Annotated in this window: 22 protein-coding genes and 2 tRNA genes; 12 read left to right on the top strand and 12 right to left on the bottom strand. The window is 67.4% G+C overall.

The annotated features are described in order from the left end of the window. Nucleotides 1–2: 2 nt before the first annotated feature. The 4 genes from ACW18C_RS09635 (at nucleotide 3) to ACW18C_RS09650 (ending at nucleotide 5,726) form a co-directional block, all read left to right on the top strand. Entirely contained in the window at nucleotides 3–611 is a 609-nt protein-coding gene (locus ACW18C_RS09635; protein ID WP_492070664.1) for an RNA polymerase sigma factor, read from the top strand. Continuing rightward, nucleotides 611–1,561 (top strand): FecR family protein, encoded by a 951-nt coding sequence (locus ACW18C_RS09640; protein WP_492070666.1) that lies wholly within the window; start codon nucleotides 611–613, stop codon nucleotides 1,559–1,561. The genes ACW18C_RS09635 and ACW18C_RS09640 overlap by 1 nt, the downstream gene beginning before the upstream one ends. A gap of 89 nt (nucleotides 1,562–1,650) precedes the next feature. Next, nucleotides 1,651–4,317, top strand: a complete 2,667-nt coding sequence (locus ACW18C_RS09645; protein WP_492070668.1) for a TonB-dependent receptor domain-containing protein — start codon at nucleotides 1,651–1,653, stop codon at nucleotides 4,315–4,317. Between the two features lie 104 nt (nucleotides 4,318–4,421). Next, entirely contained in the window at nucleotides 4,422–5,726 is a 1,305-nt protein-coding gene (locus ACW18C_RS09650) for an aminotransferase class V-fold PLP-dependent enzyme (RefSeq protein WP_492070670.1), read from the top strand. 60 nt (nucleotides 5,727–5,786) lie between these two features. On the opposite strand, the gene ACW18C_RS09655 is transcribed toward ACW18C_RS09650, so the two are convergent. The 5 genes from ACW18C_RS09655 to ACW18C_RS09675 all read right to left on the bottom strand — a co-directional run bounded on the left by ACW18C_RS09655 (nucleotide 5,787) and on the right by ACW18C_RS09675 (nucleotide 11,634). After that, nucleotides 5,787–6,524 carry an energy transducer TonB family protein gene (locus tag ACW18C_RS09655; RefSeq protein WP_492070672.1) on the bottom strand — a complete coding sequence of 246 codons (738 nt, stop codon included), beginning with the start codon at nucleotides 6,522–6,524 and terminating at the stop codon, nucleotides 5,787–5,789. Beyond that, on the bottom strand, nucleotides 6,521–7,129 hold the full coding sequence (locus tag ACW18C_RS09660) for a biliverdin-producing heme oxygenase (protein ID WP_492070674.1): 609 nt from the start codon (nucleotides 7,127–7,129) through the stop codon (nucleotides 6,521–6,523). The genes ACW18C_RS09655 and ACW18C_RS09660 overlap by 4 nt, the downstream gene beginning before the upstream one ends. Before the next feature lie 7 nt (nucleotides 7,130–7,136). Continuing rightward, complete coding sequence (locus tag ACW18C_RS09665; protein WP_492073999.1) at nucleotides 7,137–10,046, bottom strand: TonB-dependent receptor; 2,910 nt, start codon at nucleotides 10,044–10,046, stop codon at nucleotides 7,137–7,139. Nucleotides 10,047–10,192: 146 nt separating this feature from the next. After that, a complete protein-coding gene (locus ACW18C_RS09670; protein WP_492070676.1) occupies nucleotides 10,193–11,158 on the bottom strand; it encodes a FecR family protein in 966 nt (321 codons plus the stop codon). Next, the gene (locus ACW18C_RS09675; protein WP_492070678.1) at nucleotides 11,155–11,634 is read right to left on the bottom strand and encodes an RNA polymerase sigma factor; all 480 of its coding nucleotides are present in this window, start codon (nucleotides 11,632–11,634) and stop codon (nucleotides 11,155–11,157) included. The genes ACW18C_RS09670 and ACW18C_RS09675 overlap by 4 nt, the downstream gene beginning before the upstream one ends. A 439-nt stretch (nucleotides 11,635–12,073) precedes the next feature. Here ACW18C_RS09675 and ACW18C_RS09680 point away from each other — a divergent pair, with 439 nt between their 5' ends. Further along, nucleotides 12,074–13,282: an erythromycin esterase family protein gene (locus ACW18C_RS09680; RefSeq protein WP_492070680.1), complete on the top strand. Its 1,209-nt coding sequence runs from the start codon at nucleotides 12,074–12,076 to the stop codon at nucleotides 13,280–13,282. Between the two features lie 221 nt (nucleotides 13,283–13,503). On the opposite strand, the gene ACW18C_RS09685 is transcribed toward ACW18C_RS09680, so the two are convergent. Further along, nucleotides 13,504–13,577 (bottom strand) — tRNA-Gln (locus ACW18C_RS09685). Between the two features lie 199 nt (nucleotides 13,578–13,776). Here ACW18C_RS09685 and ACW18C_RS09690 point away from each other — a divergent pair. Further along, nucleotides 13,777–13,853, top strand: a tRNA-Pro gene (locus ACW18C_RS09690). Nucleotides 13,854–13,920: 67 nt separating this feature from the next. Here the strand turns inward: ACW18C_RS09690 and ilvC are convergent. After that, entirely contained in the window at nucleotides 13,921–14,955 is a 1,035-nt protein-coding gene (ilvC, locus tag ACW18C_RS09695) for a ketol-acid reductoisomerase (RefSeq protein WP_492070681.1), read from the bottom strand. On the opposite strand from ilvC, the gene ACW18C_RS09700 reads away from it, so the two are divergent. Together ACW18C_RS09700 and ACW18C_RS09705 are read left to right on the top strand one after the other, a co-directional pair. Next, entirely contained in the window at nucleotides 14,954–15,496 is a 543-nt protein-coding gene (locus tag ACW18C_RS09700; RefSeq protein ID WP_492070682.1) for a DUF924 family protein, read from the top strand. The genes ilvC and ACW18C_RS09700 overlap by 2 nt on opposite strands. A 756-nt stretch (nucleotides 15,497–16,252) precedes the next feature. Continuing rightward, the gene (locus tag ACW18C_RS09705; protein ID WP_008260443.1) at nucleotides 16,253–16,546 is read left to right on the top strand and encodes a hypothetical protein; all 294 of its coding nucleotides are present in this window, start codon (nucleotides 16,253–16,255) and stop codon (nucleotides 16,544–16,546) included. Here ACW18C_RS09705 and ACW18C_RS09710 read toward each other — a convergent pair. Beyond that, nucleotides 16,530–17,330, bottom strand: coding sequence for a class I SAM-dependent methyltransferase (locus ACW18C_RS09710; protein ID WP_292150105.1), 801 nt, complete (start codon nucleotides 17,328–17,330; stop codon nucleotides 16,530–16,532). The genes ACW18C_RS09705 and ACW18C_RS09710 overlap by 17 nt on opposite strands. Before the next feature lie 165 nt (nucleotides 17,331–17,495). Here ACW18C_RS09710 and hemB point away from each other — a divergent pair, with 165 nt between their 5' ends. Genes hemB through ACW18C_RS09730 form a run of 4 tightly spaced genes read left to right on the top strand, consistent with a single transcriptional unit; the run spans nucleotide 17,496 to nucleotide 20,845 of the window. Further along, nucleotides 17,496–18,494: a porphobilinogen synthase gene (hemB, locus tag ACW18C_RS09715; RefSeq protein ID WP_492070683.1), complete on the top strand. Its 999-nt coding sequence runs from the start codon at nucleotides 17,496–17,498 to the stop codon at nucleotides 18,492–18,494. After that, entirely contained in the window at nucleotides 18,494–19,063 is a 570-nt protein-coding gene (locus tag ACW18C_RS09720; protein ID WP_492070684.1) for a GNAT family N-acetyltransferase, read from the top strand. The genes hemB and ACW18C_RS09720 overlap by 1 nt, the downstream gene beginning before the upstream one ends. A gap of 39 nt (nucleotides 19,064–19,102) precedes the next feature. After that, on the top strand, nucleotides 19,103–19,456 hold the full coding sequence (locus tag ACW18C_RS09725; protein WP_492070685.1) for a hypothetical protein: 354 nt from the start codon (nucleotides 19,103–19,105) through the stop codon (nucleotides 19,454–19,456). A 51-nt stretch (nucleotides 19,457–19,507) separates the two neighbouring features. Then, nucleotides 19,508–20,845, top strand: a complete 1,338-nt coding sequence (locus tag ACW18C_RS09730; protein ID WP_492070686.1) for a hypothetical protein — start codon at nucleotides 19,508–19,510, stop codon at nucleotides 20,843–20,845. 4 nt (nucleotides 20,846–20,849) lie between these two features. Here ACW18C_RS09730 and ACW18C_RS09735 read toward each other — a convergent pair whose 3' ends face one another. The 4 genes from ACW18C_RS09735 to tpiA form a co-directional block, all read right to left on the bottom strand. Then, nucleotides 20,850–21,011, bottom strand: a complete 162-nt coding sequence (locus ACW18C_RS09735) for a hypothetical protein (protein ID WP_008258848.1) — start codon at nucleotides 21,009–21,011, stop codon at nucleotides 20,850–20,852. A 116-nt stretch (nucleotides 21,012–21,127) separates the two neighbouring features. Beyond that, nucleotides 21,128–22,780 (bottom strand): CTP synthase, encoded by a 1,653-nt coding sequence (gene pyrG / locus ACW18C_RS09740; RefSeq protein ID WP_008263745.1) that lies wholly within the window; start codon nucleotides 22,778–22,780, stop codon nucleotides 21,128–21,130. 123 nt (nucleotides 22,781–22,903) lie between these two features. Then, nucleotides 22,904–23,350, bottom strand: a complete 447-nt coding sequence (gene secG / locus ACW18C_RS09745; protein WP_492070688.1) for a preprotein translocase subunit SecG — start codon at nucleotides 23,348–23,350, stop codon at nucleotides 22,904–22,906. A gap of 76 nt (nucleotides 23,351–23,426) precedes the next feature. Beyond that, nucleotides 23,427–24,176 (bottom strand): triose-phosphate isomerase, encoded by a 750-nt coding sequence (tpiA, locus tag ACW18C_RS09750; RefSeq protein ID WP_426026009.1) that lies wholly within the window; start codon nucleotides 24,174–24,176, stop codon nucleotides 23,427–23,429. Between the last annotated feature and the right edge of the window lie 18 nt (nucleotides 24,177–24,194).

The raw sequence follows: 24,194 nt of genomic DNA on the forward strand, positions 1-24,194 counted from the left end.
ACATGTCCGGGACACTCAAGCTTCACAGGGCCCCGCTAAACCGCGCCGAACAGACAGCAGGCACGCCTTTCGGCGGGGGCGCGGACGTGGCGTACGACGGGGATCAGAAGCTGGCGACGGTTACGTGGTCGCCGGTCCGCGACTTCGTCCGTCGACTGGCCCATCGACGGCTGGGGCGCGCGGATATGGCGGACGATGTGGCGCAGGAAACCTTGCTGCGGCTTATCGAGTACCAACGCGGCGGCCGGATCGACAACCTGTACGGCCTCGCCACGCGCATCGCGGAGAATCTCGTGAACGAGGAGTATCGGCGTGAGCGACGTTGGAGGGTCGAAGGGTTGAGCGAAACGCTCGCCAGCGGCCAACCTTCGCCCGAAAGGGTTGTGGAGGGCCGCGAGGCCGTGGAGGTCCTGAAACGCGCGCTCAAGCGCATGCCGCGCCTGCGTCGAGAGATCATAATCCGGCGACGCATCCACCGCCAGAGTTGCGCCGCCATCGCCGAGGACCTTGGCCTGAGCGTCAAGGCGGTGGAGAAACATGTGACCCGAGGTCTGCTGGACCTGAATGAGGCCTGCGGTCAGAAGCGGCGCGGGCGGAGGACGGCGCTCTGATGACGAATGATAGACGCATCATGGCGGAGGCCGCCGCCTGGGCGGACCGAGCCTCGCACCCGGATGCGGATCTCGATGACGCCGCAGCGTTCGAGAGCTGGATGAACGCGAGTCCCGCTCACCGCGCGGCTTTCGCCGAGATGATCGCCTTGTGGCGCTCCGACGCCTTGAGCCAGGCGGCGGCTGAGGTGGAGCAGCGGGCCGATCTCCGGCGCCCCCTTCGGGTTCCGTGGCGTCTGGCGGCGCCCTCCGCCCTGGCGATGGCGGCCGTCTGCATCGCCGCCGTGCTTGTCGCGCCCTGGATGGACCACCGAACCCTGGAGACCCGGCGCGGCGAGACCCGGACGGTGGCGCTGGCGGACGGCACCTCGATCCGGCTGAATGGCGACGCCCGCCTGTCGATCCGGCAGAGCCCTCTCTGGCGCGCCGCGACGCTCGAGCGCGGCGAGGCCTGGTTCGAAGTGCGGCACGACGGTCGGCCGTTCGTCGTCGACGCGGGCGAAGGCGAGGTACGGGTCATGGGGACCGCTTTCAATGTGGATCGGATGGACTGCGGCCGGGCGGAAGTCACTCTCTATCGAGGCGCGGTCCGACTGCGTACGCGCGGAGGCCAGGTCCTCGACCTGGAGCCTGGTGACCGCGCGATGTTGGAACACGGCCGTATCCGCCCGACGACACACAGTCTCTCGACCCGGCCCGACTGGACCGACGGCTGGTTCGACGCGGAGGAAACGACCCTGGGACGCCTCGTGGCCGAAATCGACCGCTTCTCGAGAACGCCCGTCGTCATTGATGGCCAGGCCAGCCGTATCCCGGTCAGCGGACGCTTCCGCCTGACGGACCCGCCTGCCACGCTGGCGCTGATCGAGAGAGCCTATGACGTGCGCATTGACACGACGGGAGAGACGATCGTCGTCCGCAGCGGATCTCGCCAGCCGGACCGTCGCTAAGGTTTCACAAAAAGAAATGTCGGGTTCGGCCCTGGCCGGACATCGAACCGATGTCGACCGAAGTCGACGATTCACCGGGGGATACCGACATGACTTCCACACGGGCGCTCAGCGCCTCCGTTTTCGCGCTCGCGGCCGCTCTGGCCGTGACGCCGGCCGTGGCCACGGCCCAGGCCGCGCACCAGGCCTTCTCTATTCCCGCCCAGGATCTGGGCCGGGCGCTGACGGCCTATTCGCGCGCCACCGGCCTGCAGGTCGCGGCGCGCCCCGCCCTGCTCCAGGGTCGCCGCAGCCAGGCCGTCGAAGGTCGTTTCAGCCATGCTGACGCCCTCGCCCGACTGGTCGGCGGCAGTGGACTGACCGCCCGCATCGTCGGCGACGCTGTGCTGATCGAAGCCGCTCCCGCGGCGCCGGTCCGCGCGGCACCCGCCAGACCGGCCGCGAGCGCCGCGACCCGGTCTGAGCCGCCCCCGCTGGGAACGCCAGGCGGCGTGGACGCGCTGGATGAAGTGATCGTGACCGGCACCCGACAAGCCTCGCGCACGGCCGCCGAGCCCCTGTCGCCCGTCGACGTCCTGTCTCAGGAAGAGATCCGCGAGAGCGTATCCGGCGATCTTCAGGACACGCTGACCACGCTCGCCCCGTCCTTCAACGTGCAGCGCCTGCACGCCGACCCGCCCGCCTTCGTGCGCCCGACGACCATGCGCGGCATGCCGGGCAAATACGTCCTCGCGCTGGTGAACGGCCGGCGTTACCACAACTCCGCGCAGGGTCAGGCCCCCGACCTGTCCACCATCCCCTCCGCCTCGATCCGTCGCACGGAAATCCTGCGTGACGGCGCGTCCGCCCAGTACGGCTCGGACGCCATCGCCGGCGTGATCAACATCATCCTCGACGACCGGCCGGGGCTGCGCGCCTTCAGCCAGTTCTCGCGCTACTATCAGGGGGACGGCGAAGAGTATCGCTTCGGTCTCGGCGGCGGTCTCGCGCTCGGCGAAAATGGCTCGATCAGCGGCGCTCTGGAGTACAACCGGCAAGGCCGCACGGGCCGGCAGGTCCAGCGGCCGGACGCCCTCGCCTTTGAACTCGCCCACCCCGGCGTTGAACTGCGCGATCCGGTGCAGAAGTGGGGCCAGCCGGAAGAGGAACGGCTCAAGGGCTCGCTCAACGCCAACTATCGCCTGTCCGGCAACCACGAGCTCTACGCGTTCGGCCTGTTCAACGACAGCGAGGGGATGACGGATTTCAACTGGCGCAATCCGGACGCCACCAGCAACGTCTACAAGGCGACGGCCGCCTTCCCGGGCTTCTCCTTCCTGTCGATCTTCCCGGGCGGCTTCACGCCCCAGTTCGGGTCGAAGATCGAGGACTACCACCTGTCAGGCGGCGTCCGGGGCGACCTGTCGGATCGCCTGACCTATGACCTCGCCCTGACCTGGGGCGCCAGCCGCGTCGCCTTCAGCCTGGACGACACGGTCAACGCCTCGCTCGGTCCGAAGAGCCCGACCAGTTTCTTCCTCGGCCGCGAGTATCAGGACGACTTCGTCGCCAACGCCGACTTCGTCTATCGGCTTCCGGTTGGCGGCAGCGAGCCGCTGAACATCGCCTTCGGCGCCGAGGCCCGCGTCGTGACCTATGGCGTACAGGTCGGTGACAAGGCCTCGTGGGAGATCGGACCGGGGGCCGCCTACGGTCTGGCCGTGGGATCCAACGGCATGCCGGGCTACAGCCCGGCGCGCGCCGGCGAATGGGACGCCCGCAGCTACGCCGCCTATGTGGACCTGGAATGGCGACCTGTCGAAGCGCTGACGCTCGGGGCCGCTGGCCGCTACGAGGACCACGATTCGTTTGGCGGCAACTTCGACTACCGTCTGGCGGCCCGCTATGAACTGCCGGTCGGTCTGGCCTTGCGCGGCACCTACTCCACCGGGTTCCGCGCCCCGAAGCCGTTCGACCTCTACTCGTCCGCCTTCAGCCAGAGCCTGAACCTGACCAACGGCTCGGTCAACAACAGCGGTCGCCTGAACGTCAACGATCCGCTGGCGATCTCCCTCGGGGCCCAGCCGCTGAAACCCGAGACATCGAAAAACAGCGCCCTGGGGATCGTCTATAACAATCACGGGCTGACTCTGAGCGTCGATGTCTACCGTGTCGACTCCAAGGACCGCCTGACGACCCGTTCGATGTCAGTTCCCGCAGGCACGCCCAACCCCCAGAACTTCACGTCCCTGAGCTACTTCATGAACGCGTATGAAGCGCGGACCCAGGGCGTAGACATCGTCGCCGCCTACCGCAGGGACGTCGGTCCGGGGCGGTTCAACACCAGCCTGTCCTACAACCAGAATGAGACCGAGGTTCTGGATGACCGTCTCGAGCCGCTGAACCCGCTCAACAAGGAGTTGTTCGCTCGCGGTTCGCGGCCGGGCGCGGGCATCTCCGCGGGTTTCGGCTATAACCTGGGTGCGTTCTCGATCTCGTCGCGTATCCGCTACTACGGGACCTGGATCGACAGGGGCACCGACCCGGACGACGCCGACCGCCTGTGGCAGGAATTCGATCCGATGGTGCTGGCCAATCTCAATGTCTCGTACGATTTCGCCAACGGCGTGAATGTGAAAGTCGGGGCGGAGAATATCTTCGATTCCTATCCCGACCGGGCCACGCACGACGCCAATCGCGGCCTGCTCTACTCGCGCAACGCCCCGTTCGACACCGACGGCGGGCAATACTGGATGCGTCTGGGCTATAATTTCTGACGCAGATCCCGATCAGGATCCCATGGGGCGTGGCGGCTGGACCGCCACGCCCTTCCTGCCCTTTGCGGATGTGAAGCAGCGTCCGTTCCATCGCCGAGATTGTCATGCTTGAGCTCAACCGTCGTGCGCTGCTGGCCGGGGGCGCCGCCCTCCCCGTCGGAACCGCCCTGCCACCCCCTGCAACCGGCGCAGCCTTCGATGACGACGCCGTCTGGCGCGCGATCGCCGCCGAGTACGACGTCACTCGGGACGTCATCCAGCTCGAGAACGGCAACTGGGGCATGATGCCCAGGCCGGTCCACGCGCACTATGTCGAAGTCCTGTCCCGCGTGAACCGCGAGACGAGCTACTACGCCCGTCGCGGCATGGGCCGGGATCTGATGGACGTGAGAAGCCAGATCGCCGAGACCCTGGGCGTCCCCGATGACGAGATCGCCTTCACACGCAATGCGACCGAAGCGCTGAAGGCGCTGATCGGCGGCTACAACCGTCTCACCCCCGGCGACGCTGTCCTCTATGCGGATCTGGATTACGACAGCATGCAGCACGGCATGGATCGACTGGCCCTGCGCGAGCGGGCCGAGGTCGTGAGGATCGCCCTGCCCGAACCGGCCACAAGAACGCGGCTGATCGACGCCTATGCCGAGGCCTTCGACAGACATCCGCACGTGCGCCTGGTGCTGTTGACCCATGTCAGTCACAGAACCGGTCTCGTCCTGCCTGTCCGGGAAATAGCGGCCCTGGCGCGTGAACGCGGCATCGATGTGATCGTCGACGCCGCCCACAGCTGGCGTCAACTCGACTTCACCCTGCCCGACCTGGATTGCGACTTCGTCGGTCTGAACGGGCACAAATGGCTGGCCGCGCCCCTGGGCGTCGGCGTCCTGCATATTCGCAAGAGCGCCCTTGATCGCATCGACCATGACCTGGCGACAGCGTCCGACGCTCCGGACGTCATCAGCGAACGGATCCATACCGGCACGCTGAACGCCGCCGCCTTCCTGACCGTGCCATCAGCCCTCGCGTTCGAGACCCGCATCGGCCTGGACCGCAAGAGCGCGCGCCTGCGCGCCCTGCGCGATCGCTGGGTCGAACCCGCACGGGCTATTCCAGGAATCGAAATTCTCACCCCTGACGAACCCGGCCTGTATGGCGCGATCACAGCCTTCAGAATCACAGGACAGACCTCGATGCGCGCCAATGAGGCCATCGCGCGCCAGCTGCTGGATCGCCACAGCATCTTCACCGTGGCTCGAGGGGGCGTTGATCGCGGCGGCTGTGTCCGGGTGACCCCCAACCTGTTCAACACCATGCAGGAGATGGACTTCCTGGCAGGCGCAATCGCCAATGTCGTTCGCACCCTTCCCGACTTGCCAACTCCGATAGCGTCGCGGGACTCCAGGGGTTGAAGATGAACTGGCGCGTTGTCGAAAGATGTCCAGGCGCGGGACACGTCTTGGGGCTGCCGCTCAGCGCGCCAGGAAGAACTCGACCGGGGTCGTGAGCTCGATCGTGGCGCCGGAGATTTCAGGCGGGGGCGCGGGTAGAGGTTGGGCCCGCGCCAGCATGGCGAGGGCCTCGCGGTCGAGCAGGGCGCGGCCGGAACTGCGTTCAATCCTTGAGGCCAGGACGCGGCCGGCGCGGTCCATCGTGAACCGCACATGGACCACGCCCTCCTGACGCAGGCGCTGGGCGCCGGGCGGATAGCGCTTCTTGCTGTCCAGATGGGCCAGGAGGCGGGCTTTCCAGTCTTGAGGCGCGGTCGAGGCGCTGGGCGAAGGCGGCGCAGGGCGCGAGACGGGGGCCGTGGTGGCGGGCGCCGGCGGCTGGCGTTCGGCTGCGCGCGGGACGGGAGGCGCGACCGGGATGGCCACGGCTTCGGGCGCCTCGGCGTGAACGCGGAGCGGGACTGGCGGGCGCGGGAGGGGGCGGCTGGACACGGCCTGGATCTGTTTGGGACCATCGACCTGTTCGGATGGCGGTCGGGGCGGTGCGGCGTTGCTGCGGACCAGCGCCACGACGATCACGGGCGGCTCCTCCAGCGGCATGGGCGCCGGGACGACGAAATGAATCAGAAGCAGCAGGGGCGCGGCGTGAAGGGCCAGGGCGGCGCCCAGGGCCAGGGCGCGACGGGCGCGCGCCCTGGGACGCCGGGGGGCAAGGCCCCCGACGTCGTTCAGGATCGTGGCGCGCGGCACGGCTGTCATGCCGGGTCGGCGGCTCCATGGCGAAAGCCGACATCGACTAGGCCGCGCACGCGGGTGAAGGCGGCCGAGGCGCCGGCCAAGACGCGGGCCTCTTCCTCGTCTGTCAGATCCGGGGCGTCGAGGGCGGCGGTGAATCTGCGCCAGTGGTTGGCGCGGCCTTCGGGCGAGGCGGCCAGATGGCGGGCGCCGAATTGGGCCGACAGGCCCAGCGCCGCCGCCGCCTTGATCAGGAAGGCGGCGCCCAGGTTCGACCCTTCGGCGACGTAGAGCCATCCCAGGGCCGTCGGCAGATCCACCGCCTCGCCCGCCACGAAGCGCGGGACCGGCGTTTCATCGGCCGGCGCAGCGCCCAGATCGGCGAGATCGGCCTTCACCTGTTCGTAGCGGCGACGTCCGGACAGATCCGGGAACAGGGCCGCCAGTTCCGGCGCCGCGTACAGGGCGGCGATGTCGCGGTGGAACATCTGCTGGATGCGCAGGAACTCGGCATAGGTCTCGCGGCTGCTGAACGGTTTGGCGGCCATGATGGCCTTGTCCAGACCTTCGTGGACGCCATGGCTGGCGGATTTCAGACGTTTCGCGCGGCTTGTTTCGACTTGGATCATGACGGCCTCAGTAACGATAGGTCAGGGCGAGGCGAACGGTGCGGCCGGGCGCGGGCATGACGCCCAGAGCCAGGGGGTCGAGGTAGTATTCGTCCATCACATTGTCGATGTTGAGGTCCAGCGCCGTCTGGTCCGTAACCTTCAGGCTTGCGAAGGCGTCATAGACGGTCGTCTCAAGATACAGTTGCTGGATCGCCGACAGGCCGACGTTCCAGGCCTTGTCCAGCTTGCTGATCGGACCCGAGTTGTGGACCGCCCGACCGCCGAGGGTCAGGCGATCGTCGAACAGGTGCGCGCCCAGAGTCAGGTTCAGATTGAAGCGCGGCGGGTTCTGGGTGTTGGTGTAGGCGCCGACGAAGCCGCCGTCGACACAGTCGGGCGTGGCCATCAGTTCGGCGTTGTTGCGGCTGGCGCCATAGGCGCGGCGTTCGGCGGCGATGTCGGGCGCGCAGGTCTTGGCCTCGAAATAATAGTGGGCCGACAGGTCGCCGAAGACGACGCCGTTGTCGTAGTTCGACTGGAGTTCGACGCCCGACACCTTGAACGTGTCGATGTTGCGGATCAGGCCCGCCGAAATGCTGCGGTAGTCGCGGGTGATCAGATCGTCGATCACGGTGTTGAAATAGGCGACCTTGAAGGCGGTGCGGTCGCCGCCGGCGAGCAGATCGCGGCGAATTGTGCTCGCGCCGACTTCCCAGGTGCGGGCGCGCTCAGGCTTCATGCCCTCGGTCGGACGCGCGGCGCTGAACAGGCCCAGGGTGGTTTCGAACAGGCTGGGCAGCTTCACACCCTCGGCGTACTTCACATAGACGAGGGTGTCCTCGTCGAAGTGGTAGGTGACGCTTCCGGTCGGCATGAAGGCGTCGTCGGTGCGCCGGATGGGGTCGGACCAGGTCCAGGTGACCGGGACCTTGAGATCTTCGGGCGCGTCGGCGTCGTAGAAGTTCCAGCCGACGATATCGGCCACCGTGCCGTGTTCGTAGGGCGAGGCCAGCAGCGAGGCCTTGGTGAACTGGCCGTTGGCGTCGGGATACCAGTTCAGCAGGGCGATCCGTTTCGCCAGGTAGGCGGGGCGGCTCGGGTCGCCGTTCAGCAGTTCGGTATAGCGATACTGACCGATCACCTCGTAGGTGGCGGGCGTGGCCAGACGGTTGCGGTCCTTGACCTCGACACGGTTGAAGCGCCCCCCGGCCATCAGCTCCCAGTGTGTGTCGGGCTCCCACTTCACCGAGGCGACGGCGCTGTATTCCTGACGTTCGGCGTTGCGCAGGAAGCGGTTGTTGACCAGATCGTCGTGCATGATCGGCGAGTTCGGACCGGGAGCGATGTCCTCGTCGCTGAAGGACAGGCCATAGTTCAGGGTGAACTTGCCTGCGCCGGTGAACAGGAGCGAGGTATTGGTGAGGTCGCCGCCGAACCGTTTCTGGGTCAGCTCGTTGCGATAGGCCTCCTTGTACCCCGGGTCGGTGTTGAAGGAGGGGCCGTCGTACCATTCGGTGCGGCGGTCATAATACCAGGGAGTGATGCCGGTCAGGCCGTTGTACATCAGGCTGTCGGCGTGCGTGTACCAGGCGTTGACCTTGAGATCGATCAGATCGCCCTGGGGCTTGTAGCGGTAGCGCAGACTATAGGCGTCCATATCGACGGTCCCCAGGTCCCATTGCGGGACCTGGTCGCGATCTACGCGGATGATCTGCGAGGCCATGATCTCGCCCTGCTCGCCCTGATAGCGGCGATAGCCGGCCTCCAGCGTCTGCGCGTCGGTGATGCGCCACGTCCCCTTCAGCAGCAGGGATTCCGACTGGGACGAGGTGTTGAAAACCTCCGCATTCGTGGGGTTCAGCGTCGCCAGGACCCGTCGTCCCTGGGGGAAGGCGTTGTAGTTCCGGTGGCCCGAGAAATAGTTGCCCGTGTCGCGCCAGGCGTAGGCGGCGACCAGGTCGAACCGATCCCAGCGTCCTGCGCCGGCGATGTTGAAGAATTGCCCGCCCGGACGGGTCAGGTCGCCCCGGTCGGTCCGCGACTTGTCGCTATAGGCCGGAAGGCTGCGGGCGCTGGCGTCGGACACGCCGGTGCGGACGCGCAGGCCCAGGTCGCGGCCTTCGCTCAGGACGTCGTCGACGTTCAGCGTCTCCATCACGACCACGCCGCCGATGCCGCCAGAGGCGTTGGCCTCCAGGCTGGGGCCCTTGTTGATGGTGATGCTCGAGATCAGATCGGGATCCAGATAGGTCCGCTGCGACTGACCGGCGTAACCGCGGTAGGCCTCCATGGTCGACTGGCCGCCGTCGATGATGATCGGCACCCGGCTCTGGCCCTGAATACCGCGGATATTGACGTCCAGAGCGTTGGCGACGCGCGGGTCGCCGGCGGTCACGCCCGCCACGCCCTTGATGATGTCGGCGGTCGAGGCGCCGCGAAACCGTTCGATGGCGTCCTGCGCGATATAGGCGCTGGATCCGGTCGTGCGGTAGGGCGCTTCCACAGGATCGCCCGCCTCGCCGGCGCCGGTGGCGCTGAGCCCGCCTGCGCCGCCTTCGGTCGCGCCCTGCACCCTGATCGGACCCAGGGCGAGGGTTCCGTCGGCGACGGCGGGGGCGGCGGACAGGGTCGCCGTGCGGCCCGACAGACGATAGGTCACGCCGGTGCCGGACAGCAGACGCGACAGCCCCTCTGACGCGCCGTATCGCCCCCGCAGTCCGCGTGTCGAAACGCCGCGCGTCAGGCCGGCGTCGTAGGCCATTTCGATATCAGCCTGGCGGGCGAAGGCGGCCAGGGCCGGCGACAGGGGGCCGGCCGGTATGTCGAACTGCGTCGCGGCAGACTGCGCCTGGGCGGTCGGTGCGAGGATGATGGTCGGAACCACGGCGGCCGTCGCCATGAGGAAGAGACGCAGGGCCCCCAGTTCGTGTCTCACCTTGGTCAATTTCGCCTCTCGTGGCGCGCTCCGCGCCGGTCCGGTTGGTTCGCAAGTCATGCGAATGAGAATGGTTCTCTGTAGATAGACGCGCCAGGAGGCCGAACCGGGACTGTCCGAATTCAGAAAAAATCCTGGAGATCCGCTCAGCCGTGGATGATCACCGCGCCGCCGGGCAGGCGGGTGGCGCGAACACCCAGGGTCTGTTCCAATCGCGCGAGGGTGCGGGACGGTTGATCGATCCGGAAGGCGCCGCTGACGCGACGGTTTCGAACGGCGCGTCCAAACACCGTGATCGGCGTCGGCGAGTAGCGGGCGATCTCCTCGACCACCTCGGCCAGGGGGCGATCTTCGAACACCAGCCAGCCCTGGGTCCAGGCGTCGACGTCCGGCGACGACGGCGTCGGGGCGGACGGCGCCTGATCCGGACGGTAGGTCGAGGTCATGGTCTCGGGCGTCGTCACCGATCCCGAGCGGGTCGCAATTCGAACCCTGTGTTCGGTCACCGAGACCTGGGTCAGGGCGGCGCGACGGCGAACGACGAACCGCGTGCCCAGGGCTGTGGTGGAGCCGCCGCCGGCCTCGACCGTGAAGGGCCGCTGGGCGTCGGGCGCGACCATGAAGGCGGCTTCTCCGCGCAGCAGTCGAACCGTTCTGCGGTCAGGCCTATAGGCCACGTCGATGGCGCTGTCGGTGTTCACCTGCACGACCGAGCCGTCGTCCAGCCTCACCGTCCTTTGCTCGCCCGGCCGGGTGAGCACGTCTGCGTTCAGACGGGTCGGAACGTCCAGCATCATGCAGGCCAGAACCACGGCGGCCGCCAGCCCGGTTGCGATCGATAGTCCCGACCGCCCAATGCGCGGAATCGATGTGCGTCGCGAACGCCGTTCCGACCTCGCGCGCCATGCGGGCGCGGCGGGGCGAGCCGCCTGGCCCATGTCCCGCCAAAGGGATTGCGCGCGTGCGAAGGCGCGGGCGTTCGCCGGCGTTTCCAGCCAGGTCTTCAGCCGGTCCTCGCCGACGGCGTCCAGCAAGCCGCCGTCCTGCTCAGCCAGCCAGCGTGCGGCCTCCCGGTCTATGGGGGCGACGTGTCTGGGCGCTCGCGACATCATCCAGCCTCCCGTTCCGCCAGTCGCGTTTGGCAGTGGTGCAAGGCGTGGCGGACGTGTTTGGCTACGGCGTTCGGCGTGATGCCCAGCCGTTCGGCGACCTCGGCCGGCGACAGCTCCTCGATACGCCGCAGCAGGAAGACCTCGCGGCAACGCGGCGGCAACTCGTCGATGGCTTCCGCCAGGAGGTCCAGCCTTTGCCGATGTATGATTCGGGCCTCGGTCGTGGGGGCGGCGTCGATCACGCCGGGATCCTCGATCTGGCCCTCGAAGAGGACCGCGCCACGCTTGCGGCGGCGCATCTGGTCCGAGGTCAGGTTGAGGGCCAATCGATAGAGATAGGCGCGCTTGTCCTTGATCGCGGCAGGGTCGGCGATCCGTTGCACACGCAGCCACAGGGTCTGGGCGATGTCCTCGGCCAAGCTGGTGTCGCCCAGAATACGTCGCGCCAGCCGCACCAGCGACGGACGTTCGATCATCAGCAATTGCGCGAAACTCTGCCCCGGCTGTGAGTCTGACTGTGCCATTGTCCAGCGCGATACACGCCCTGCGAATTGCTCGCAACAGCGTGAGGCGCGTGGGTCGAACTCGCCCTGCCAAGGTGACTCGGCGCCGAAAGGGCTTAAACCCTTATGGGGCGGATGGCTGGGGAACTAGGACTCGAACCTAGAATGACGGCAGCATAATCTCAGAGTCCTGACGAGGCTTCAGACACTCAGAACATAGAGCGCCCGCACCACGAACCCTATAGATTCAGCGGCTTATGCGCCATTTGTGAAATCGTAAAGCAGGTGATGTGATGAGGGGACAGGCGTCTATCGATGCCGTCATTCTGCACCCCAAGCTCGGAGAGTCATGGCCTAGACACGCGCGAAAGGATGCGCATAGGCTGCTCCTTAGTTGCAGAAGGACTAAATCATGAAAGCTGCGATGATCTGCGCTCTCAGCCTGATCGTGATCCTCCACGGGACAGAGAGCAAGGCGCTGTCGACTACAGAGGTCGATCACAAAACGGATGCACAGGTCCTTGACCAAACCGTCGCTGCGCTTTGCGACCGCCAGATCGCCATGCTCGGCGAGAACGGCTTTCATGGCGACGGCAAAACTGCCGCCTTCAAGGCCGATCTCGTCGGCGCATTGATTGACCGATGCGGCTTCGGCGTGGTGGCCTTCGAAAGCGGCGCCTACGATTTCATAGCCATCGAACGCTCGGTTCAGCGCGGTGAACCGATAACGCGAGACATGGTCGCCTCCGCCATCGGCGGTCTCTGGAACCAAAACGCAGAAATCCAGCCCCTGATCGATGATCTTCGCACACGGACGGCCTCGGGGCGGCTGCTGCTGGTTGGCCTGGACGATCAGCTCGGCAGTCTTGGAAGTTTCTATTCCTTGGAGGCTATGCCTGCGGAACTGGCGTCCGCTTTCGGGCCTGACCGCCAAATCGAATGCGCCGCCAGCCTCAAGCAGCGGATTTGGTGGGGTTACACGCGCGAAGCGCCTTACACCGAAGAAACGCGCGCAGACCTCGCCAGATGTCTCGAAGAGATCGAAGCGGCTGGCGTAGCCCGCCCAGACGATCGCGACGCCACGCGCCGGATCATCGCAAATTTTCGCCGGACGCTGGCGCGCGATTTCCAGCCCGGCCTTGAGCGCTTGGCGGGACGCGACGCCTCAATGCTCGAGAATCTCGAGGCGGCGGCTCGCGACAGCGACGGGCGCCCACGCAAGGTGATCGTCTGGGCGGGGAACAGCCATGTCGCGAAGGCGTCGCCGGACGGATCGCCGTATGAGACCCGACCGAACCTGGGCGCTCTCGCTGCCGAACGGTTCGGAAGCAGCGCATATGCGCTAGGGTTCTCCGCTGCGGGAGGCATGTTCCGATACACGGTTAGGACGGCGCGGGAGATCGCAGAAGCGGCCGCAGGCTCGCTGGAGCAACGTGCTCTCGCTGATTCTGCGGATCAGGAGATCGTGTTCCGGGACACGCACTGGCTGGATGTCCAGGACGCCATCGTCGGCAGCGCGTTCGGCGACCATAAGCCGGTCCTCTTCGACTGGGCGACGGCCTATGACGGAATCATCGTCTTTCGGCGCGAGCGGCCGCCCTTCCGTCTAGATGAGCAGTAATCAACTGGCGGGGAAGGCCGCCGCTCAAATAGCGTCGCCACGATTCTCGGCTGGGAACTCAAGCGCATGAGAGATCGCGCGCCGTTACGTCACCGTCGAAGCCATCGGATTGGGCATGGTCGCGCGGCTTCAGGAGATCAAGCACAGAAGGGCGACCGTAAAACCCCGCTCAGAAACCGCCCGCGGGCGGCTGAAAGAGGCTCAAATCCAGTGAGGGCGGATGGCTGGGGAACTAGGACTCGAACCTAGAATGACGGTACCAAAAACCGGAGTGTTACCATTACACCATTCCCCAGCAGGTCCGGCGACCGCAGCGCTCTCGCGCGGCGGAGGCGGTCAGATAGGCCAAACCGTTTTCGGATGCAACACCCTCTTTCAGGACTATTTTCGCCCCGTGCGAAGAAGGTCGAAATGGATGCTTGCGGGGTCCGAAACCCATGGCTATAAGCCGCGTCCTCACTTCGGGGCGACGCCGCCAGGCCAGCCCCCACGGTCGGAGTGTGGCTCAGCCTGGTAGAGCACTGCGTTCGGGACGCAGGGGTCGGAGGTTCGAATCCTCTCACTCCGACCATCTTCTCTTTTGACATCGACGGCAGGACGGCGGGTTTCAGACCCGCCTCCCCCCGCGCGGCCAGACGTCAGTCGTCGTTCGCCGCCGACTCCCGGGCCTTGCGCGCCACTTCGTTCAGATGCGCCCCCACCGACTCGATCGGCCGCCGCCCCAGCTCCCCGCGCCGCGCCAGCAGGTCGGGCGAGCCGGCGTCGTAATCCGCCATCAAGGCCCGTACGAACCCCCCGCCCTGTATCTCGGCCAGCACCCGGTCCATGGCGGCGCGCGAGGCGGCGTTGATCACGCGCGGCCCGGTCAGATAGGCCCCGTATTCCGCCGTGTTGGAGATCTTGGCGAAGGCGCCGGCTATGCCGCGCTCATACATCAGATCAGTGACCAGCTTGGCCTCGTAGAAACACTCGAACCAGGCCACCTCGGGCGGATAGCCGGCCTCGACCAGTTTCATGAAGGCCGAATCGATCAGTTCGGCGATCCCGCCGCACAGCACCACCTGTTCCCCGAACAGATCGCTCTCGCACTCGTCCCGCATCGTCGTCTCGAGGATGCCCTTGCGTCCGCAGCCCAGGGCCGCCGCATAGGACAGGCCGAGCGCATGGGCCCCGCCCGTGGCGTCCTGATGCACCCCGAACAGGCAGAAGACCCCCTCCCCGGCCTCGTACAGGTCGCGGATGCGCGGCCCGATCCCCTTGGGCGAGGCCAGGATGACGTCCAGGTCGGCGCGCGGCTCCACCAGCCCGAACCGCACCGACAGGCCGTGGGCGAAGACCAGGGCCGCCCCAGGCCGCACGTTCGGCGCCAGTTCGTCGCGCCACAGGTCGCGGTGCGCCTCGTCCGAGGTCATGACGGCGACGACATCCGCCCCCGCCGCCGCTTCGCCCGCGGTCATCACGGCGAATCCGTCGGCCTGGGCGCGTTCCCGCGTCTTCGATCCTGCCTTCAGCCCCACGACGATGTCGGTCACGCCCGAATCGCGCAGGTTCAGCGCATGGGTCCGCCCCTGGCTGCCGTAGCCGATCATGGCCACGCGCTTGCCGCGAATGATCGAAAGGTCGCAGTCGCGGTCATGGAAGACGGGCAACGGATTGGATAGGATCTTTGTCATGACCGCCTTCATAGCCCCATCCGACGTCGTCGCCTTCTGGAAAGCGGCCGGCCCCGACAAGTGGTTCGCCAAGGACGAGGCCTTCGACGCCGCGTTTCGCTCGCGGGGCCATGACCTGCACCTGTCCGCCGCCCGGCGCGAGCGCGACGACTGGATCGAGACGGCGGAGACCGCCCTCGCCCTCCTGATCCTGCTCGATCAGTATCCGAGGAACAGTTTCCGCGGCACGGCGCATCAGTTCGCCACCGATCCTCTGGCCCTGATGTTCGCGAACCAGGCCGTGGCGCGCGGCCACCATCTCCAGGTCGCGCCGGAACTGAAGAACTTCCTCCTCCTCCCGTTCGAACATTCCGAACGGCTTGAGGATCAGGACCGCTACATGGCCCTGATCGCCGGCGACGCCGAGCTCGAGAAATGGGGCCGCCTCCACCGCGACATCATCGTCCGCTTCGGCCGCTTCCCCCACCGCAACCCCGCCCTGGGCCGCGCCAGCACGCCCGAGGAACAGGCCTTCCTCGACGACGGCGGCTTCGGCGGCTGACGTCTCACCTCCCCACGCGCCTTCGCGCGCGGAGAGGTGACGCCGCCCTCCCTCTTTCGTCATTCCGGGCGAAGCGCAGCGGAGACCCGGAACCCAGCGGCGCGCGAGAGCGCGAAGTTGTCGCGGACTCAGCCTCCAGAAGCGGTGCGGCGGATAGATTTCGCCTTCGGCGCCGCTGGGTTCCGGGTCTGCGGGCCAAGCGGCCCTCCGCCCGGAATGACGAAAGTGATGATCGACAACCTAGGCCAACTGTCACAATGACGCTGGTCTGAATCGCACGATTTCAACGGCTTGCTAGATTCTCGCCCCTATTTGCCCGCCATACCCGCCGGCGCCCTTATCATCCTCTCATCCCCGCCGATGGGGAGGGCGTCGGATCCAGCGCCCTGACGGCGGCGGGGCTGTGGTCGAGCGATGAAGCCGGCGGGAAGGAGACCGCCGGGGTCCTTAGGGGCGGCGATGGATGCCGTCTCCTGCTCGCCGCACGCTTAGGAAAGCGGACCGCTGTCGACCTACGTCGACATGTCCGCCCCGGCGAAGCCGTCGCAAGGCGGCCCGCCGATCCGGCAAGGCTCGAAGAATAGGGCCGCCAGCCGGAGCGCGTGTGGAAAACGGCCTCTCGGGACGACGCCTGCGCCGAAACGGTAAAAACATATCCACTCCGGGCGCAGTCCCGGCGTCCCGAGCCCTCCCCGAACTTCGCTGGTCCGCCGCGAAGACAGAGCCAATTCACCCGAGCCCCGGAAGGAGCCTCCGATGCGCCCTCGCCGTCCGTCCAGCGCCCGCCATGACGACGCCTTCGTCTATACGCTTCAGCGACATCGGCTGGAGCTGATCGCCTCGGGCGAGGCCGAACCCCTGACGGAGCGCGAACGCCTGTTCCTGCGGCAGGTCAAGGCCCGTCGCCGTCCGGCCTATGCCGACTATATCGTCCCCGGCCCGCTTCTCCGGGCCGAGACCGGCGCCCTCAGACGGGCGCGGGAGGCGCGGGAGGCGAGCGCCCGCTCGACCGACGCTCCCGAACCTGAAGACCTCAGCCCGGCTTTCTGAAGCGATAGACGAATTGATCGGTCTTGCCGCGAATGGCGGCGTCGAAGACGTTCAGGCTGTGGTCGTCGGCCGGATTGGCCACGGCCGCGCTCTCGCCCTCAAAGACGAAGCCCGCCGCCTCGACCTCGCGCTTCAGATAATCGCCCTCGATCCGGTGCAGGGTCTGGACCGCCGAGATCCCGGTCCCCGCCGCCGCCTGGTGGTCGATCAGGATATAGCGCCCGCCGGGCTTCAGGGCCGCGAACACGGCGGCGTTCATCCGGGCCACATCGGTGTTGAAACCGGGGATGTGGAAGTCGTGGTATTCCTGGCTCATGAAGACCATGTCCAGCGGCTCAGCATAGGTCATGGAATCCAGCAGGCCGTTGACCCGCGTCACATTGGGATAGGCGGCGACCAGGGCGTCGGCCATCGGGTTCTCCCGCGCCATGGTCCGCTCGGGCACGAAGGCGTAGACCCGCCCCGTCGGCCCGACCACGTCCGAGAACAGGCGGGTGAAATAGCCGGCGCCGGGGCGCACATCGGCGACCTTGTCGCCCGGCGCCAGCTGGGCGAAGGCCAGGATCTCGGCCGGATGACGCAGGGGATCGCGCGCCACTTCTTCGGCCGGGCGTTTCGGATCGGCCACCGCATCCGTATAAAGCGAGACATAGGCCGGGGCGGCCAGAGGCGCGCTGTCCACGACCACCGTCCGCTCGCCGCCCTCCGACGCGATGATGATGCAGCCGGACAGCCCCGCCGCCAGGGCCACAACCGCCGCGCCCGCCGCCAACCGCTTCATCATCGCCGTCTCCCTGATTTCGTCGCGCCTGATTTCGTTGCGATAGGCTCGCATTTCGTCGCTCCGCGCAAGCCGGTATCACGCGCGAAACGATCTGACGCATCACGCGATTTGCGCCTCCGCCCCGGCGGCGCTAGTCCGGCGCCAGGTTTTCAAGGTCATCCGTCCATGCTTCCCTACCAACCCGCCCCCTTCCCGCTCGCCCGTCCCCGGCGTCTGCGCGCCAGTCCCTGGGTCCGCCGTCTGGTCGCCGAGACCGTTCTGACCCCGGCCGATCTGATCTGGCCCCTGATTGTCCACGACGGCGCCGAGGACCGCGTGCCGGTCGCCTCCATGCCCGGCGTCTTCCGCCTGTCGCCCAAGGAAGCCGCAAAGGCGGCGGTCGAGGCGCGCGACCTGGGCATTCCGATGCTGGCCCTGTTCCCGAACGTGGACGGCGCCATCAAGGACGCGGTCGGCACGGGGGCGACCGATCCCGACGGCCTGATCCCCGACTGCATCAAGGCCATCAAGGACGCCGCGCCGGAGATCGGGGTCATGACCGACGTCGCTTTGGACTGCTACACCGACCACGGCCACGACGGGGTGCTGGAAGGCGACCGGATCGTCAACGACGCCTCGCTGGATCGGCTGGCCGAACAGGCCTTCATCCACGCCCACGCCGGCGCCGACGTGGTCGCCCCGTCGGACATGATGGACGGCCGTATCCAGGCGGTGCGCGAGGCGCTGGAGGCCAACGGCTTCCACGACACCCTGATCCTGTCCTATGCGGCCAAGTTCGCCTCGGCCTTCTACGGCCCCTATCGCGACGCCGTCGGCTCCTCGACTGCGTTGAGGGGCGACAAGAAGACCTATCAGATGGACTACGCCAACTCGGACGAGGCCCTGAAGGAGGTCGCCATGGACCTGTCGGAAGGCGCCGACGCGGTCATGGTCAAGCCGGGTATGCCCTATCTCGACATCGTCCGCCGCGTGTCCGAGACCTTCCGCGTCCCGACCTTCGCCTATCAGGTGTCGGGCGAGTACGCGATGATGCAGGCCTCCATCGCCAACGGCTGGCTGGATCACGACCGCGCCGTGCTGGAGACCCTGCACGGGTTCAAGCGCGCCGGCTGCGCGGGCGTCCTGACCTATTTCGCGCCCCAGGCCGCGCGGCTGCTGGGCTGATGCGGTCTGAGGTCCAGATCCGCGAGGCGACCCCGGCCGACATGGCGACGATCACCGCCATCTATGCCGAAAGCGTCGCCAACGGACGCGGCACCTTCGAGCTGGAGCCGCCGGACGCGATCGAGATGACGGCTCGCTTCGCCGCCGTCCAGGCCCTGGGCCTGCCCCGGCTGGTCGCCGAGATCGACGGCGCCGTGGTCGGCTACGCCTACGCCGGCCCGTTCCGCACCCGCCAGGCCTATCGCTACATGGTCGAGGACTCGATCTATGTCGCGCCGGAAGCGCGCGGTCGCGGCGTCGCCGGCGCCCTTCTGGACGCCCTGATCCTCGCCTGCGAAGCCCTGGGCCTGCGCCAGATGGTCGCCGTCATCGGCGATTCCGACAACGCCGGCTCCATCGCCCTGCACCGCGCCCGCGGCTTCGCCGACGCCGGGGTATTCAAGGCGGCGGGCTGGAAACACGACGACTGGCGCGACGTCGTCTTCATGCAGCGCGAACTGGGCGCGGGCGGTCAGTCGGCGCCGGACGCCCCGGGCCTGCCGCTGGTGGACAAGAAGCCGGCGCGATGATCCATTGCCGCGCCCCGCGCCCGCCCCTATCCTGACGCGGTGAAGATCGTCTCGTCCCTTCTGCTGCTGATCGGCGCCCTGGCGGTGCTGACCCTGGGCGCCCTCGGCGTCTCGACAGGACCGGCCATGGCCGAGGCGCCCTGCCACGAGACGAGCGCCGAGGCCCGCCCCGACGCCCGTCACGCCGCGCCGGACCAGACGCCCGCTCACCAGAACAAGGCGATGAAGGCCATGGCCTGTTGCGCCGCCTGCGTCACGGCGCCGGCGCTGGAGCCCGTTTCCCGTCCCGGCCCGACCGTCGCCCCGGCTCGCCTGAGCGCCCCCCAGATCGACTTCCCCGCCGGCCGCCTGCTCTCGCCCGAACCCGGCCCGCCCCGCCTCCTGATCGCCTGAGCCCTGCGCCGTTCGCGGCGCCTTCAGTCACGATCATTCCAGGAGGCCTTCATGGCTCCCCATACGCTCGTCGGCGCCCTCGCCGGCGTCTCCCTGCTCGCCCTCGCTCAGGTGGCGACGGCCCAGGACCATTCTCACCACCAGGCGGCGCCGGCCGCCGATCCTCACGCCGGCCACGACATGGCCGACATGCCGGCCGCCTCACACGCCCCGGCACACGCCATGACCAGCCCCTACGGCCCCTGGCCCATGAGCCGGGACGCCTCGGGCACCAGCTGGCAGCCCGACTCCGGCGAACACGCCGGGATCCACACCATCCGAGGCGACTGGACGGTGATGACCCACGCCCTGCTGAACCTGACCTATGACACCCAGTCCGGGCCCCGCGGCGGCGACAAGACCTTCGTCTCGGGCATGCTGATGGGCACGGCTCGCCGCGACTTCGCCGACGGTTCGACCCTGAACCTGCGCGCCATGCTCAGCCCCGACCCCCTGATGGGCAAGTCCGGCTACCCGCTGCTGCTGGCGGCCGGCGAAACGGCGAACGGCGTCGATCCCCTGGTCGACCGCCAGCACCCGCACGACTTCTTCATGGAGCTGTCGGCCAGCTATTCGAAGCGCCTGTCGGAAAAGGACAGCCTCTACGGCTACATCGGCCTGCCCGGCGAGCCCGCCTTCGGCCCGCCCGCCTTCATGCACCGGATGAGCGCCATGGACAGTCCCGAGGCGCCCATCACCCACCACTGGCTGGACTCGACCCATATCGTCTTCGGCGTCACCACCCTGGGCTGGGCCCACGACCGGCTCAAGATCGAGACCTCGGCCTTCAAGGGGCGCGAACCGGACGAGGAACGCTGGGGCATAGACTCGCCCAAACTGGACAGCTGGTCGGTGCGCGGCTCGTGGAATCCGACGGCCGACTGGTCCTTCCAGGCCTCCTACGCCGACGTCTCGGCCCCGGAACAGCTGGAGCCTGACGAGGACGAGACCAAATGGTCGGCCAGCGCGATCCACACCCGTCGCCTGGGCAAGGCCGGCTGGTGGTCCTCGACCCTGGCCTGGGGCCGCAAGACCAACAGTCACGACGAGTCCAAGGACGGCTGGCTGCTGGAATCCGCCGTCCATCCGAACGACCGCTGGACCCTCTTCGCCCGGGCCGAGCGGATCGAGACGGACGAATTGGTCCCCGGCGACCATGGCGGCCACGGCCCGCTCTACACCGTCGGCAAGGCCTCGCTGGGCGCCGTCCGCGACTGGCGGATCGCCCCCCGCGTCCGCTTCGGCCTCGGCGCCCTCTATGCGATGAACCGCGTGCCGGACGCGCTGGAGCCGATCTACGGCGGCGATCCGGACGGCGGAATGATCTTCATGCGCCTGAAGATCGATTGACGGCTCAGGCCCGTCCGGTTTCAGCCGGGCGGGCCGACGACGGCGTCCCCATGTGCCGCACGGCCTCGTAGCCGAGCGCGACTGCAGACACGGCGATCACGAGCCCCCCTGCGATCAGCAGCAGGCGAAAATGCCGGTGAAGATGATAGAGCAACTCGCCGATCATCGATCGTTCGTGTCCCGTCAGGTCGTGCCAATTCGATCCGTTCAGGACAGTTTACTGCAAAAGGCGGCCCCATAGTAATCGCAGGTCCGTGAACACAGTTTGATCCCAAGCCTTGATCAGACCAGACGGCTCTGAACCACGGCGGCGCCGATGAAGCTGGCGAACAGCGGGTGCGGCGCGAACGGTCGGCTCTTCAGTTCGGGGTGATACTGGACGCCGATGAACCAGGGATGGTCCGGCCGCTCCACCGTCTCGGGCAGAACCCCGTCCGGTGACAGTCCGGCGAAGACCAGGCCGGCCTTCTGCTCGATCGCCTCGCGATAGTTGATATTGACCTCGTAGCGGTGGCGGTGTCGTTCGCTGATGGCGGTGGAACCGTAGATCTCGGCGATCTTGGAGCCTTCGGCCAGGGTCGAATCATAGGCGCCCAGCCGCATGGTGCCGCCCAGGTCGCCGCCCTGCTGGCGCAGGACGCGCTGATTGCCTTGCGTCCATTCGGTCATCAGGCCCACGACCGGCTCGGCGGTCGGACCGAACTCCGTGGACGAGGCCTTGGGATAGCCGGCCAGGTTCCGCGCCGCCTCGATCACCGCCATCTGCATGCCGAAACAGATGCCGAAATAGGGAATGTTGCGCTCGCGGGCGAACCGCGCCGCCTCGATCTTGCCTTCCGAGCCCCGCTCGCCGAAGCCGCCCGGCACCAGAACGGCGTGGGCGCCCTGCAGCCGCTCCTCGCAGGCCTCCGGGTCGCCCTCGAAGGTGTCGGCCTCGACCCAGTCGATATTGACCTTGACGTTATTGGCGACCCCGCCGTGGTGCAGGGCCTCGATCAGGGACTTATAGGCGTCCTTCAGAACCGTGTACTTGCCGACCACCGCGATGGTGACCTCGCCGTCCGGGTGCAGACGGCGGCGCGCGATCTCCTGCCAGCGCGTCAGGTCGGGTTCCGGCGCATCCTCTATGCCGAAATGGGCCAGGACTTCGCGGTCCAGGCCTTCGCGATGGTAGTCCAGCGGGACGGCGTAGATGTCGGCCGAGTCCATCGCCTGGATCACACCGCTTTCGCGCACATTGCAGAACAGGCCGATCTTGCGCTTTTCCTCGGGCGGGATCGGGAATTCACAGCGGCACAGCAGGATGTCCGGCTGGATGCCGATGGAGCGCAGTTCCTTGACCGAGTGCTGGGTCGGCTTGGTCTTCATCTCGCCGGCCGTCTTGATGAACGGCAACAGGGTCAGATGGACGAAGCAGGACCGGCCGCGCGGCAGATCCTGCCCCAGCTGGCGGATGGCCTCGAAGAAGGGCAGCCCCTCGATGTCGCCGACCGTACCGCCGATCTCGACCAGGACGAAGTCCACATCCTCGCCGTCGTCAGTCAGGGCCGGGGTCAGGCAGAAGGACTTGATCTGGTCCGTGACGTGCGGAATCACCTGGACGGTCGCGCCCAGATAGTCGCCGCGACGCTCCTTCTCCAGGATGGTCGAATAGATCCGGCCCGTGGTGATATTGTCGGACTTGGCCGCCGACACCCCGGTGAACCGCTCGTAGTGACCCAGGTCCAGGTCGGTCTCGGCGCCGTCGTCGGTCACGAAGACCTCGCCGTGCTGGTACGGGCTCATCGTGCCCGGATCGACGTTCAGATAGGGATCGAGCTTGCGAAGCCGGACCTTGTAGCCGCGCGCTTGCAAAAGAGCGCCGAGGGCGGCGGAGGCGAGGCCTTTTCCTAGCGAGGAAACCACGCCGCCGGTGATGAACACATAGCGAGCCATGGGCGGACACCTTACTCCATGATTCGCGAACGACGCATGGGCCGCCGCGAATCGAACTGTTGATCAAAAGAAGAAAGCGCGCCCTGCGGCGCGCTTTCGGAAGTCGGGTCGGTCGCCTGCCCGTTACTGGGCGGGCTGCTGGGCCGGAGCGGACGCCGGCGACCGGGCCGCCGAGGCGGACGGCAGGCTGGCTTCCAGGTCGTCCAGCGACGGCGCGGTCGGCTGGGCGGGCGCGGTCGGCTGCTGTTGCTGGGCCGGTTGTTGCGCCTGGGTCTGCGGCGTCGTGGCCAGAGAGCCCACGGCGTCGGCGTCGATCACCGAGACCGAGGCGCGGTCCATATTGCCGACGACCGTCAGGATGATGGTCAGGCCGAACAGCAGGGCCGCCAGCACCCAGGTGATCTTGGTCAGCAGATTGCCGGCGCCCCGCGCCGTCATGAAGCCCGAAGGACCGCCGCCCATGCCCAGGGCGCCGCCCTCGGACCGCTGCAGCAGCACGACGCCCGTCAGGGAGACGGCGACCAGGATGATGGCGACGAGCAGGATGGTCTGGAGCATGGCGTCATTCATGTGGGCGCGGAGCTGCGCCGATCAAGCGGCGGCCTCTATCACCGAAGCCGCCGGGGGGCAAACCGGAAGCGGCCCGTCAGGCGGCGTGGACGATCTTCAGGAAATCATCGGCCTTCAGCGAGGCGCCCCCGACCAGGGCGCCGCCCACTTCCGGCACGGCCAGAATCTCGGCCGCATTGTCAGGTTTGACCGAGCCGCCGTACAGGATGGGCGCGCGACGGGCGGGCTCGCCCAGGCGCTGGATCATGGCGGTCCGTATGGCGGCGTGAACCTCCGCGATCTGTTCCAGAGTGGGCGTCAGGCCCGTGCCGATGGCCCACACCGGCTCATAGGCGACTGCAAAGTCACGCTCGGACAAACCGTCCGGCAGGGAGCCTGCGATCTGGGCGCTGACGACGGCGACCGCCTGGCCCGCTTCATGTTGCTCCAGGGTCTCGCCGACGCAGACGATCGGCTCCAGACCGGCCGCCATGGCCGCCTCGACCTTGGCGGCGACGTCTGCGTCCGTTTCCCCGAAGGCCGCCCGTCGCTCGGAATGGCCCAGAATCACCAGGGTGGCGCCGGCGTCCGCCAGCATGTCCGCCGACACCGACCCCGTGAAGGCGCCCGACGCCTTTTCGTGGCAATCCTGCCCCCCCACTTCGACCGCGCTGTCCGCCAGGACGCGGCGCAGGCGATCCGTCAGGGTGGCGGGCGGGCACAGGGCGATGCGGCATGCGGGCGGCGCCCCCGCCAGGCCTTCCTTCAAAGCCAGGGCCTCGGATACGTCTGCGGAGACGCCGTGCATTTTCCAGTTGCCGACGATCAACTTCACGGATTGTTTCATGACCCCTGTCTAGGGGCC

Source organism: Brevundimonas sp. FV1ye7S (assembly GCF_058680995.1).

What these genes read in the sequence shown, in the direction of transcription:
- ACW18C_RS09635 (WP_492070664.1), top strand. Translation starts at nt 3, where the DNA reads ATGTCCGGGACACTCAAGCTTCACAGGGCCCCGCTAAACCGCGCCGAA.
- ACW18C_RS09640 (WP_492070666.1), top strand. Translation starts at nt 611, where the DNA reads ATGACGAATGATAGACGCATCATGGCGGAGGCCGCCGCCTGGGCGGAC.
- ACW18C_RS09645 (WP_492070668.1), top strand. Translation starts at nt 1,651, where the DNA reads ATGACTTCCACACGGGCGCTCAGCGCCTCCGTTTTCGCGCTCGCGGCC.
- ACW18C_RS09650 (WP_492070670.1), top strand. Translation starts at nt 4,422, where the DNA reads ATGCTTGAGCTCAACCGTCGTGCGCTGCTGGCCGGGGGCGCCGCCCTC.
- ACW18C_RS09655 (WP_492070672.1), bottom strand. Translation starts at nt 6,524, where the DNA reads ATGACAGCCGTGCCGCGCGCCACGATCCTGAACGACGTCGGGGGCCTT.
- ACW18C_RS09660 (WP_492070674.1), bottom strand. Translation starts at nt 7,129, where the DNA reads ATGATCCAAGTCGAAACAAGCCGCGCGAAACGTCTGAAATCCGCCAGC.
- ACW18C_RS09670 (WP_492070676.1), bottom strand. Translation starts at nt 11,158, where the DNA reads ATGATGTCGCGAGCGCCCAGACACGTCGCCCCCATAGACCGGGAGGCC.
- ACW18C_RS09675 (WP_492070678.1), bottom strand. Translation starts at nt 11,634, where the DNA reads ATGATCGAACGTCCGTCGCTGGTGCGGCTGGCGCGACGTATTCTGGGC.
- ACW18C_RS09680 (WP_492070680.1), top strand. Translation starts at nt 12,074, where the DNA reads ATGAAAGCTGCGATGATCTGCGCTCTCAGCCTGATCGTGATCCTCCAC.
- ACW18C_RS09700 (WP_492070682.1), top strand. Translation starts at nt 14,954, where the DNA reads ATGACCGCCTTCATAGCCCCATCCGACGTCGTCGCCTTCTGGAAAGCG.
- ilvC (WP_492070681.1), bottom strand. Translation starts at nt 14,955, where the DNA reads ATGACAAAGATCCTATCCAATCCGTTGCCCGTCTTCCATGACCGCGAC.
- ACW18C_RS09705 (WP_008260443.1), top strand. Translation starts at nt 16,253, where the DNA reads ATGCGCCCTCGCCGTCCGTCCAGCGCCCGCCATGACGACGCCTTCGTC.
- ACW18C_RS09710 (WP_292150105.1), bottom strand. Translation starts at nt 17,330, where the DNA reads ATGATGAAGCGGTTGGCGGCGGGCGCGGCGGTTGTGGCCCTGGCGGCG.
- hemB (WP_492070683.1), top strand. Translation starts at nt 17,496, where the DNA reads ATGCTTCCCTACCAACCCGCCCCCTTCCCGCTCGCCCGTCCCCGGCGT.
- ACW18C_RS09720 (WP_492070684.1), top strand. Translation starts at nt 18,494, where the DNA reads ATGCGGTCTGAGGTCCAGATCCGCGAGGCGACCCCGGCCGACATGGCG.
- ACW18C_RS09730 (WP_492070686.1), top strand. Translation starts at nt 19,508, where the DNA reads ATGGCTCCCCATACGCTCGTCGGCGCCCTCGCCGGCGTCTCCCTGCTC.
- ACW18C_RS09735 (WP_008258848.1), bottom strand. Translation starts at nt 21,011, where the DNA reads ATGATCGGCGAGTTGCTCTATCATCTTCACCGGCATTTTCGCCTGCTG.
- pyrG (WP_008263745.1), bottom strand. Translation starts at nt 22,780, where the DNA reads ATGGCTCGCTATGTGTTCATCACCGGCGGCGTGGTTTCCTCGCTAGGA.
- secG (WP_492070688.1), bottom strand. Translation starts at nt 23,350, where the DNA reads ATGAATGACGCCATGCTCCAGACCATCCTGCTCGTCGCCATCATCCTG.
- tpiA (WP_426026009.1), bottom strand. Translation starts at nt 24,176, where the DNA reads ATGAAACAATCCGTGAAGTTGATCGTCGGCAACTGGAAAATGCACGGC.